Genomic DNA, 11,617 nt, shown 5'->3' with positions numbered 1-11,617 from the left:
AGAAACGAAAGTCATTTGGAAAAAGCAACTTCTTCCATCTTCTAGGTAAACTAATAGTCATGCAACCTCTTATTTACTTACGAATATCTCTTGTTCACTTTGAAATAGGTAATGATTTCTGAGATACCCATGAAAATTAATAGCCCACCAAATAATTGGAAGAGTATCATGACGCTTTTGAATGGATTGAATAATAAAATCAAACCACCAATCAATAAGAGAATACTATAAGCACTCCAACCTTTCGAACGGGTGTTAAGTCCGACGAATAATTGAAAGAGACTTTTTAGGATAATAACTAAACCTAAGATAACTGGTAAGAGCGAGACGATTGCTGCTGCAAAGACCCACACGATTAGTGCGAGAATAAAAAAGCCAATCCCGCTAATTAAACCAAATCCCCATGCACCCGTTTGTTTTCGGTTTTTATTTGCTTCTAAAAGATTCAAAATCCCCAATAAAACAAAATACGCTGTAATGAGGTAGCCAATAAAATGGAATACAGCTGTCGGATTGATCACAATTGCAAGTCCGGCAATGATGTAAATGGCTGACCTTAGCAATGCGTAACGCTGAAAATTAGTACGTATCATTTCAAACATAACATAACCTCCTTTTATTCTATTGTAACGGTAAACGGTTATTCTACCAAACAAAAACCTGTTTTTGATTTAGCTTCTTAATATTTTATCCATTTTCTTGCCTTTTGCAAGTTCATCAATTAGCTTATCTAAATAACGTATTTCCTGCATCAGTGGGTCTTTGATCGTTTCCACTCGCACACCACAAATCACCCCAGTTATCAACTGTCTGTTTGGATTCAGTTTGGGTGCTTGTTCAAAGAAGACTTGGAACGTTACTTCATTTTTCAGTTGTTTTTGTAATTCTTCTTCGGTATAACCAGTCAACCAGCGGATGATTTCATCCATTTCTGACCGAGAGTATCCTTTTTTCTCAGCTTTTTTTACATAGAGAGGGTAGACACTTGAGAAACTCATGGTGAAAATTCGTTGATTCATGATAGCACCTCCTACGATAAGTTTTCTTTTATTATATTCGTTTGTTCAATAAATGTGTACTTATCGCAATTGTAAAAAAAGAATAAACAAAAGGCTAAGGCAAGTTGATGAATAAACTTGTCTTAACCTTTTGAGATTTGTAGCAAAGTTATTCTTTTCTCATCAAATAGTCGAATGCACCAAGGGCTGCTGTAGCACCCGAACCCATAGCAATAATGATCTGTTTATAAGCACTATCTGTGCAATCACCAGCAGCGTAAAGTCCTGCTTCACTGGTAGCACCATGGGCATCAGTGATGATTTCTCCTCGATCATTTAACTCAAGTGTTCCAACTAACCAATCCGTATTAGGAACCAAACCAATCAGAATAAACACACCTGAAACAGCTATTGTGTGTTCTTCCTGGGTGGAACGGTCGATATAACTCAACGAATCAACCTTTGTCTGACCACTGATTTCTTTCGTCTGGGCATTTAGAATGACAGTGACATTTGTTAAAGTAGCTAGTTTATCTTGTAATACTTGGTCTGCTTTAAGTGTCGGAAGAAACTCTAAAATATATACATGTTTCGCCAACCCAGCTAAATCAATGGCAGCTTCAATCCCTGAATTTCCGCCACCAATCACTGCGATTTCTTTTCCGCCAAAGAGGGGACCATCGCAATGAGGACAATAGGCAATTCCTTTGTTTTTAAATTCTTTTTCACCAGGAACATTGATTGAACGCCAATGAGCTCCTGTTGCAACAATCGTTGTTTTTGATTTCAGCTGATTGCCGCTTTTTAAATTGATTTCAAAGAGATCTGCTCCTTTGTTTAGTGACACAACTTGTTGATTTGTCATAACATCAACAGGATAAGACCGTAAATGTTCTTCGACTTGTTTCATCAATCGTGGACCTTCTGTGTAAGGTGTACCGATTAGATTTTCGATGCCTAACGTTTCTACGACTTGTCCGCCAAGTGTATCAGTTACGAGTCCAGTGCGGAGTCCTTTTCTAGCTGCGTAAATCGCTGCGCTGCTTGCTGCTGGACCACCACCGATAACTAGAACGTCAAATAATTCTTTTGTATTGATTTCCTTTTGTTCCATTAGATTCGGGCCAGCTATTTTTCCTAAAATTTGTTCAATCGTCATTCGTCCACTAGCAAATTCTTTTTCGTTTAAAAAGACGGTTGGCACGGCCATGATTTGTTTTTCAGTGATTTCATGCTGATACATCCCACCTTCGATCATCGTATGGGTGATCAACGGATTTAAAACCGCTAAAATGTTTAACGCTTGAACAACATCAGGGCAGTTGTGACAAGTTAAACTGACATAGCTCTCAAAATGTAGAGGTTGATTAATTTCTAAAATGGATTGAATCAAAGTATCAGCTATTTTAGGTGGTCGTCCACTTACTTGTAATAAAGCAAGGAGGAAAGATGCAAACTCGTGGCCTAAAGGAATACCTGCGAAAGTGATCCCGCTAGTCTTTTGTAAAGAATTGATTTCAAAGCTAGGGGTACGTGGCAACGTCTTTTGTTCAACCGTAATTTTATCAGTCATATCTGCCACTTCGTTCACAAACTCGAATAGTTGTTGGGAATTGGCTGTGTCATCTGTACTAACCGAAAAAACAACTGGTGCTTCCATTAAATCAAGATATTGAGCTAAATTTTGTTTCGTTTCCTTATCTAACATCGGCTCATCCTCTAAATCTTTCCAACAAGATCGAAACTAGGTTTTAGTGTTTCACCACTTTCTTTCCATTTCGCTGGACAAACTTCACCAGGATGCGTACGTACGTATTGTGCGGCTTTGATTTTGTCAATCAAGGCACTTGCGTCACGTCCAATACCATCAGCATTGATTTCCATTGCTTGTACGATACCATCTGGATCTATGATAAAAGTTCCTCTTTGTGCAAGTCCACTTTCTTCATTCAATACATCAAATAGACGAGAAATGTGGTGAGAAGGGTCGCCAATCATGGCATATTCTATTTTTCCGATAGCTTCAGATGAGTCATGCCATGCTTTATGTGTAAAGTGGGTATCCGTTGAACAAGAAAAGACTTGGACGCCTAGTGATTTTAATTCATCGTATTGTTCCTGTAAATCCTCTAATTCTGTCGGACATACGAAAGTGAAATCTGCTGGATAAAAGCAAATAATACTCCAATTACCAGTAAGATTAGCATCGCTGATATCGATAAATTCTCCGTTTTTATAAGCTTGTGCGGTAAATTCTCCAACTTTTTTTCCAATCAATGACATATGAAAACCTCCAATTTATTTTACTTTATTTATAATTAATATAATTTAATAACGGTTGCAAAGTCAAAGGTTTTTTGGTTATTTTAAGAATGTCTCGTAAAAATAGGAGGTTATTTATAGGTGCAATAGAAAAAGCCGTACATGGGAATAGTGGCTGCTTCCTTTGTTTAGTAGGATTCGTCGACTATTTTTTCATGAACGGCTGCATTGGATTATTTATTAGAAAATGGTGTGCAAGATGTATAATCATTTTCTTGTTTTAATTCAAAGATATATCCAGCAATTTGAGTAATTACTTTTTTCCATTCTTGCGGTGTCACATAATTGTCCAATAAATAGATTTTTTTGATATGTGACGGCAGATGCTCTAAGGGACAGTCACTGACGATGATATCACATTCTTCCATATAATTTTTTTGGATGATGATCGACTCGGAAGAAAAGATCTGCTCGATTTTGACCATCAAATCTTTACTCACATAAAAATCCTTGGTGTAATTGATACCTATGACGATCGAGTGTTGAGGTTTAAAGCGATCATACAAATGAAGTAAGTCTTCAACGATCCATTGCATATTTTCTTTGATCAATAGATCTGGCAGCTCTTTACTGATTTTTTGTCTAAAAGTGACGTAGAATTGTTTGATCTCATTTTGTAAGTTTTCAAAATTTTCTTTTCCTTCATATAAAGTATAGGTAGGTAAAGGAGTATTGGGTTGATCAGGATTCAAAAAAGTACTGAAAAGTTTATTTCGAGCAAAGTTCAAGGCATAAAGTTTTTGTTGGTTGACTGGTACTTTTAAATGAAAGTGTCGGCTAAAAGACTCCACTAGCTTTTTAGAGTAAACGATGTAAGGAACATTAGCTTCTAGTAACATTTGGTAATGTTGAAAGCTAAGCTCGTCACTTTCTAGTTTTGAGATCGCTAATCTTGCTAACAGGTTGATTAAAACCCGCTGTTCATGACAAATAGATAAATGATCGTTAAGCAAATCAAATTCTGGAGTAACCAAGTATTCAATATAGTCATATTCTTTAAACTCTCTTTGGACATTCTTCAACGATGTAACTGGAAAGTTCTCTACACAGATTTTTAATAGTAAAAATAATTTCTCTTTCATCCCTCCACTTAGGGCATCAAGTAATTCTTGTTTAAAATAAGTTGTTAGTTCATACGTAATAGATTGTGGGGTTTCCATGCCATAGGGGACAGAAGTATTTGAAAAAATATTCCAATAAACATCTAAAAAACAATACTGGATCTGTACTTCCGTTCCTGCTACGATTTTTTTTCCTTTAGCTGTAAATTTAAATGCAATCCCATACAATTTAAGGAACTGATTGACAGCTTTCATTTTGGAATAAAGATAAGAGGAGCTGTAATTTGTTGTTTGACTAATGCTAACAATGGAATGACCAGTTGGTTCTAACAGGGCTGTTAAAATTTTAAAATTTGTCGATTCTAAACAGTATTTACCAAATAATTCATAATAACATTTTGCACTATCTGTATTCTTTAAATCTAACTGGACAAATTTCTTTTGCCTGATCAAAGAAACATCTTCTAAATCAAGTGTCATAAAATCCTGTTCTAATTCTTGAAGATAAAGCAAAAAATTAGAATCAGACATCTCAAAATAATCAGCGAGGTAGTGAGTGGTAATGAAGAATGGGTGTTCTGCAAGAAAAAGAAAAATATTGAGCTTGGTAACACTTTTTTTATTTAAAAGATACTTTTTGATTGCTTCTTGTGTTTGCATGTTATTCCTCCATTTGATTTTCCATCCAGCATTTTACTAAAAAATTAGCTATTTTGAACAAAAAAACAGTAATAATATTTTAGCCGTTTGTATTATCTTATGTATTGCAAGCCAAAAGTGTTTGAAACGGGGGAGATGTAAAAATGAATCACTTAAAACTTATAATGGCTACTGTTGCTTTGACAGGCCTATCGGTAACTGCCGAAGCAACGCAACAAGTAAAGATTGAAGAGCACCACCCAATCGTTACTAAAACGAAAGAGCCTGGGTGGGCAAACGTGAATTGTATCACACTACAGGATGAATTTTCCACAACAAATTCAGGAATCATGAAATTTCCGGTGGGAAAAACGGTACCAGTCAAAGCCAGTGTCAGCTATTCAGGCGATAGACAACCAATCTCACAATCCAATGTAGTATTTGAGAATGTTGATCCAGCATTGACGATTGGGTACGATCCAACTACGCTTCAGATTAATGGACATAAGGCTAGTTTTACCTTTACTGTAACATTAAATCAACATTTAACAAAGCCAGCATTATTTACGATCAAAGTAGCTGATGGCAGTCCGACAGATAATCAGCATCTTACGCCTTATAGTCAACGTCAGACAGTTGAAGAAATGCTTAATGTTGATGAGGATAATTTTACCGAATTACCAGAAATTGAACCAACTGATCCAACACCGGAGGAAAAACCAGATCCAGTTGAACCGACTGATCCAACGCCAGAAGAAAAGCCAGATCCAGTCGAACCGACTGATCCAACGCCAGAAGAAAAACCAGATCCAGTCGAACCGACTGATCCAACGCCAGAAGAAAAGCCAGATCCAGTCGAACCGACTGATCCAACACCGGAGGAAAAACCAGATCCAGTCGAACCGACTGATCCAACACCGGAGGAAAAACCAGATCCAGTTGAACCGACTGATCCAACGCCAGATGAAATGAAAAAAACTCAAGTGGAAATCGAGATACCTAAGAAAGAAGAATTTCCAACTGTGGGGGAATCTTTAATTGACGTTAATACGAAAAATCAAGTAATTTTGCCAGATATGATCAAAGAAAAATCGCATCAGATGTCTTTATCAGGTAGTTTAACGCCTAAAAATGAAAACAATTATGAAATAAACAATGATAATTTCTTAGATAATGAAAAATCTCTTGGTAATGGTATAAGTGATCAATTACCAAAAACAGCAGATAAAGCAACACCAAGTTTTATGTATCTTGGGTTTACACTTATCATTTTCTCTATTTTCGGAGTGAGAAAGTTACGAAATAGTGAAAAACAAAGTTAAAGCAAACAAATAATATTATTATTAAAAGAAGAGAATGAGGAGCACATCCTCATTCTCTTCTTTATAAATTAGAAAATTACTAGAAAAATAAGTGATGAACCATAAGTATTGAATCACTTATTTTTTATTTGTTTAAATAATGTATTTGTTCTTGATCAACCACTGGATAAGTAATCAATTCAGTGCCTTCGAGATTTTCTTTATGCATTTCAACTGCGGTGATTTGGTGATTGTTGTAAGTAGTATAGTAATAGATCCCTTTGTCCATGTTACAACAAGACGAATAGATCGTATATTCAAACTTCCCATTTCCTACATCACACAATCCTTTTTGTTGTTCCACGGATGTTAATATATGGAAAAATTGGTTCACGCTCTCCATCTCTGAATCTCCTGAGACTGATTGCCATTTTGTAAAGGCAGCTTTTACGAAACGAGAAGCAGATGATAAATCGCCTGGTAAGCCTAATCCACCCATTCCACGACTATACACATCCAACTCTAGATTTTTCGCAAAATGATTGGAAGATACAGTAGGAGAAACATGACGGTAGTTATTTAAATTAAACAATTGATAATCAAAAGGTGGATTATTTGTTAATACACCGACTGGATTATTGTAAATTTTCAAACCATCAATGGTTGATTCGATCACGAGAGCTTCATTTTGGTCAGCAAGCATCCAGTGAAGAGGAGAAAGTGGAAGTTCTTCACTAAAATTGATATTTACTAAGTTGATCTCAGCAAGTAATTTTTTTGCCTCATCGATTGTTGCGCATTTTCCTAATAACCAAGGGATAAATTCGAATGGTGAGATATTGGTTTTACCAGAGTCTTCTTCAAAGTAATGAGCATTTTCAGGGAAATTCAAACCTGCCATGCTAAGTCCTTTTTCATTTGTTGCTTCAAAATATAACGGATAATTATCAACAACTGCAGCCATACCAATTAACGCATAGTGAGAGGGTAGAGGATCCGTTCGACGAAATTTAAAAGGATAGTTTCTAGGCGTAATTGTCACTACTTGTCCATAAGAAAGCTCTAAATCTAAGTTTCGTCCAAAATAATGATCTTTAGTTGCATAAACAATGGATGTACACATGATACATCTCCTCCTTTTATTAATATAAATTAATGATAATACCAATTTTAATTTTTTACCAGAAAAACTGATTTTTGATTAAAAAAACTCCTATTATAAAAAAAGATCTTTTCTAAGATGGATTTACTTTGTAAGGATTAACAAGACAAGTGTGCGGTGTTCTAGAAAATTTTAGCGGAAAATAAGCCGAAGAATGCCCTAACTAGAAGGGATTCTTCGACTTATTTCTCAGAGCTAGAGACGTCACAAAATTTTTATGACAATTAAACTGAAGTAAATCTTACAGGTTCTGATTCAAAGAAAGTCACTCTTTGAGGGGATGGTTGGGAATTTCTTTCACTTTTAATATATCTAATAAGAATGTAAAAATTGGAATACCAACAATCAAACCCCATACTCCTAAAAAGCGTTCGCTGATCAATAATACAATAAAGGTATAGAAAATCGGTAATTCTGTTTTACTAGACATCAATTTTGGATTCAATACATAAGATTCAAGTAAATGGACGATTAAAATCGTTAATAAGATGTAAACCACATCTTTTATGCCACCTTGAGAATACGCAATAAAGGATAAGGGCACACAAGAGATAATGACACCAGCAACTGGGATCAAACTTAAAATAAAGATCATAATTGCTAAACTAAGCAACTGATGGAAACCAAAAGCAGCTAAAGCAATCGTTGTGAGGATCGTGTTTAATAAAGCAATAATGAACTGTGCCTCTAATACTAATCCAAAGGTATTGACAAATTTATCAGCAAAGTAATAAATGTCTTGGAAGAACCAAGAAAATTCGCCTTTTAAGAATAAGCGGGAAAATAGGATTGTTTTTTTCTTTTCGATCATAAAAAAGAAACTTAAGATAAAAGACATAGTAAAGGCGACAGCCATCTTACCAAAGTCTTGCAAATAGCCTAAAGCAATTGATGCACCATTTTGTAATTGTTCAAAGAAATCATTTCTTTCAATGTAATTATGGATATAAAGTAAAACCGGATCAGCGTCTTTGGGTTGATGTTCATAGAAATTGATGACTGATTTGACCATGTCAAATGTTTGGTGTACCAAGACGGGGATATAAATTGTAAATGCTAAATAGATTAGGTAAACCACAAGAGCATAAACAATAATGGTTAATACCCCGGTTGGAACCTTAATGAATCGTTGGATAATTTGCACTAAGTGAATCATTAAATACGTAAAAATAAAAGTTAGTAAAATTGTTGTAATCATGCTTCTTACAAGAAAAAGGACTACAATAATGATTAATAGAACAGTCATACGACGAATTTTTTCATTCGCCAAAAAGCGTTGGTAAACAGACAAATCAACAACCTCCAAGTAATTTAAGTCATAGCGTACATATTTGATTATAAAGCGGAAATAGGGAATTAGGAAGAAAAAAATAAAAACTGCAGACATTGATGAGCAATGTCTGCAGTTTGACTGTTTAGTTCCTAGTTTTTTTCCCGAAAATTAGTTAGCATTTTCTTGCTGAGCTTTTGCAAAAGAACAAGCTCATCCGGTTCAAGTGGAAGACTCGCTAATATTTTAGCAGGAATATCTTTTGCTTTTTCTTCTAAAGCTTTTCCATTAGAAGTCAGTGATAGAATCGTAATACGCTCGTCTTTATCTGCTCTTCTTCTTTGAAGTAGGCCTTTGTCAGCCATTTTTTTTATGACGGGCGTCAAGGTTCCAGAATCTAAACAAAGTAAGCTACCAAGTTCTTTCATTGTGACTTGTTGGTTTTCCCATAAAACAAGCATTACCAGGTATTGCGTGTAAGTTAAATCTAAAGGCTTCAGCAAAGGGTTGTACGAGCGAATGATTTCTTTAGAGGTGGCATATAAAGGAAAGCACAACTGGTTTTCTAAATATAAATCTTCCATTTTCTCCACCTCGATTCTCGTAGTTCCTTGTTAGCATAGCTGATTTTATAATAAATGTCTAGCTGTTAACAGCAGTCAATGTCACTTCAATATTACCTGCAGTTGCTTTAGAATATGGGCAAACCTTATGAGCTGCTTCTAATAATTCTTGTGTTTCTTCTAAAGAAAGACCTTCAACATGACCTTCAATTTCAACGCCTAAAACAAAACTCATTTCATTTTCAGCATACAAAGATACTTGAGCACTGATGGTAGAAGCACCAGAGATATTTTTTTGATTTTTGATCAATTCTAACGCACTATTGAAACAAGCACTGAAACCTGCTGCAAATAATTGCTCAGGATTCGTTGCATCGGCTACACGACGTCCAGGAGCCGCAATTGCAAGTTCAAATGAATGATCTGGACTATGAACTTCACCTGAACGACCACCAGTATTGATCATTTTTGTAGAATACATTTTTTTCATAAAAAACACTCCTTTAAATTTGGTTTTGTACAATTAAATTGTATACAACTTAATTGAGAAAGGCAACTAATTCGTTTCAGCATAGGCATAAAAAAACGAGCGACTACACGTTATGGCATCACTCGTTTTAGATAAATTATTTAAGCAGAATCAATTTTTAGAAGAAATACAAAAATAGAAGAGGAAGTATTTATGAATAAGCTTCTTATTACTCAATTGGATGGTAAGTGAAGCCACTACCAGTTACTTCAGCTACACTGCTGACAATCACAAAAGCAGTAGGGTCGATTTCTTCGATCAATGGTTTGACTCTTGAAAACTCCTGGTCTGTTACGACGATCAATAAAACTTCTTTAGATTTGCGGTTGTAGCCACCTTTTGCTTCTAATAAAGTTAAGCCACGACCAATTTCCGCACTTAAACGTTGGCGGATTTCTTCGATAGAAGTTTCGCTCATCACCATTATCGATTTTTTACGATTCATTCCTGTTTCAATATATGACATTACAATCGAGGTAATGACGATCGAAAGAATGGCGTATAAAAATTCTTCAAACCCAAAAATAAATAAATTAAGTGATACAACAAACGCATCTGTTACCAATAAACCAATCGAAGTATTCAAATGAAAGTACTTTTTGAAGATCAGTGGTGGAATAGTTGTTCCGCCACTTGAAGAATTATTTTTGTATAAAATAGCGACACCCAGAGCAAAGATCGCACTACCAAAGATCACTGAAAGTAAACGATCCGACGTAACCATCATTTCAGGGACGACCGCAATAATCAGCGGAAAGACAAGACTTCCAAAAAGCACTTTGAAAAAAGGTTTTTTTCCAAGAAATACAAGAGCTAATACCAACATGATGATATTTAATACTAAAATGACCATTGCACGATCAAAACCTAAAGCCGATTCTAAGAGAATACCTAAACCACTCACACCGCCTGCTGCGATATGGTGAGGCCCTAAAAACATATTGATACCTACGCCTAAAATGGTTAAGGCAAACATTATTTTTATGTATGTCCAAATCATCGTTTTCATTTGCTTCATCCATTCACATCCATTCATTATTGTATTTTAATTTTTTGGTGCTTTTTTCATTATAACGTAATATTCACCTAAAGTTAACTAATATTTTAAAAAAATGTTAGGTTAGTCTAACATTTCGGGTCGAGAAATAGAGGAGCTATGAGTTCACTATGTTGCTATAGATAGTGAATATTAATATTTTTTATCGATTGAAATAAAAATTAAAGATGTCTTTTACTTTTCCTTATTTCGATAAAGAGCAAATAAAGATGGAAATTTAATGAATGAAAGGTTGGACATAAATGCAACGTCATGTCGATTCGTTACGAACAGTTAGTGTGCAAGAACCATTGGCAATAAGATGAGCAGGGGTTAGTTTGTTTTCTTTTTCTAAATAAATTTCAGCTGCCCAAAATTGGATAGAGCGTCCAATTTTAGTCGGACGTGCGATCACTCGTAATTGTCCATTTTGAGCGCTGTTAAGGTGGTTGACGTGTAAATCTACACCTACCGCATATTGTGGCGAGCTTAAATGTTGGTTAGCACCAATACTACAAGCGGTTTCAATCAAGATACCGTTGATTCCGCCATGAAGGAAGCCAAAAGGTTGGAGATGGATGTCAGAAATCGGTAGTAACAATTCAACCTGTTCTTTTGAGATAGACATTGTCTCAATCTGTAAATATTCGATTAAATTCATTTTTAGGTTTCATTCCTTTTTTTTGTTTTTTGAATAGTATAACAGAAATTCTTAAAAAATATAAAATTACAAACG

Annotated in this window: 12 protein-coding genes; 1 reads left to right on the top strand and 11 read right to left on the bottom strand. The window is 35.2% G+C overall.

The features are described 5' to 3' along the window. Positions 1-77: 77 nt before the first annotated feature. The 5 genes from IGJ18_RS07265 to IGJ18_RS07245 all read right to left on the bottom strand — a co-directional run bounded on the left by IGJ18_RS07265 (position 78) and on the right by IGJ18_RS07245 (position 5,041). Positions 78-602, bottom strand: a complete 525-nt coding sequence (locus IGJ18_RS07265) for a DUF308 domain-containing protein (protein ID WP_096709089.1) — start codon at positions 600-602, stop codon at positions 78-80. Between the two features lie 69 nt (positions 603-671). Continuing rightward, a complete protein-coding gene (locus tag IGJ18_RS07260) occupies positions 672-1,019 on the bottom strand; it encodes a DUF2200 domain-containing protein (RefSeq protein ID WP_438843091.1) in 348 nt (115 codons plus the stop codon). A gap of 148 nt (positions 1,020-1,167) precedes the next feature. Continuing rightward, the gene (gene ahpF / locus IGJ18_RS07255; RefSeq protein ID WP_373168865.1) at positions 1,168-2,706 is read right to left on the bottom strand and encodes an alkyl hydroperoxide reductase subunit F; all 1,539 of its coding nucleotides are present in this window, start codon (positions 2,704-2,706) and stop codon (positions 1,168-1,170) included. A gap of 11 nt (positions 2,707-2,717) precedes the next feature. Next, on the bottom strand, positions 2,718-3,281 hold the full coding sequence (gene ahpC / locus IGJ18_RS07250) for an alkyl hydroperoxide reductase subunit C (RefSeq protein WP_010737626.1): 564 nt from the start codon (positions 3,279-3,281) through the stop codon (positions 2,718-2,720). Positions 3,282-3,493: 212 nt separating this feature from the next. Continuing rightward, a complete protein-coding gene (locus IGJ18_RS07245) occupies positions 3,494-5,041 on the bottom strand; it encodes a helix-turn-helix domain-containing protein (RefSeq protein ID WP_034698053.1) in 1,548 nt (515 codons plus the stop codon). 143 nt (positions 5,042-5,184) lie between these two features. Between IGJ18_RS07245 and IGJ18_RS07240 the strand changes: the two genes are divergently transcribed. Further along, positions 5,185-6,342: an LPXTG cell wall anchor domain-containing protein gene (locus tag IGJ18_RS07240; RefSeq protein WP_438843090.1), complete on the top strand. Its 1,158-nt coding sequence runs from the start codon at positions 5,185-5,187 to the stop codon at positions 6,340-6,342. Positions 6,343-6,466: 124 nt separating this feature from the next. On the opposite strand, the gene bsh is transcribed toward IGJ18_RS07240, so the two are convergent. From bsh to IGJ18_RS07210, 6 genes are all read right to left on the bottom strand, one after another. Further along, positions 6,467-7,444 (bottom strand): choloylglycine hydrolase, encoded by a 978-nt coding sequence (gene bsh, locus IGJ18_RS07235; protein ID WP_034866541.1) that lies wholly within the window; start codon positions 7,442-7,444, stop codon positions 6,467-6,469. Positions 7,445-7,748: 304 nt separating this feature from the next. Further along, entirely contained in the window at positions 7,749-8,774 is a 1,026-nt protein-coding gene (locus tag IGJ18_RS07230; RefSeq protein WP_010737621.1) for an AI-2E family transporter, read from the bottom strand. Between the two features lie 131 nt (positions 8,775-8,905). Beyond that, the gene (locus IGJ18_RS07225) at positions 8,906-9,337 is read right to left on the bottom strand and encodes a MarR family winged helix-turn-helix transcriptional regulator (protein ID WP_342081735.1); all 432 of its coding nucleotides are present in this window, start codon (positions 9,335-9,337) and stop codon (positions 8,906-8,908) included. A 58-nt stretch (positions 9,338-9,395) separates the two neighbouring features. Further along, positions 9,396-9,806 (bottom strand): organic hydroperoxide resistance protein, encoded by a 411-nt coding sequence (locus tag IGJ18_RS07220; protein ID WP_010719118.1) that lies wholly within the window; start codon positions 9,804-9,806, stop codon positions 9,396-9,398. Positions 9,807-10,014: 208 nt separating this feature from the next. Further along, on the bottom strand, positions 10,015-10,863 hold the full coding sequence (locus tag IGJ18_RS07215) for a YitT family protein (protein ID WP_010719119.1): 849 nt from the start codon (positions 10,861-10,863) through the stop codon (positions 10,015-10,017). A 289-nt stretch (positions 10,864-11,152) separates the two neighbouring features. After that, positions 11,153-11,542, bottom strand: a complete 390-nt coding sequence (locus IGJ18_RS07210; RefSeq protein ID WP_010719120.1) for a PaaI family thioesterase — start codon at positions 11,540-11,542, stop codon at positions 11,153-11,155. Positions 11,543-11,617: the final 75 nt, after the last annotated feature.

Origin of the sequence: Enterococcus sp. AZ078 (genome assembly GCF_051714985.1) — a bacterium.
In the GTDB taxonomy this organism is placed as follows: Bacteria; Bacillota; Bacilli; order Lactobacillales; family Enterococcaceae; genus Enterococcus_B; species Enterococcus_B hirae.
Note: the sequence above shows the minus strand (reverse complement) of the source record. Positions and strands in the feature narration are given on the sequence as shown.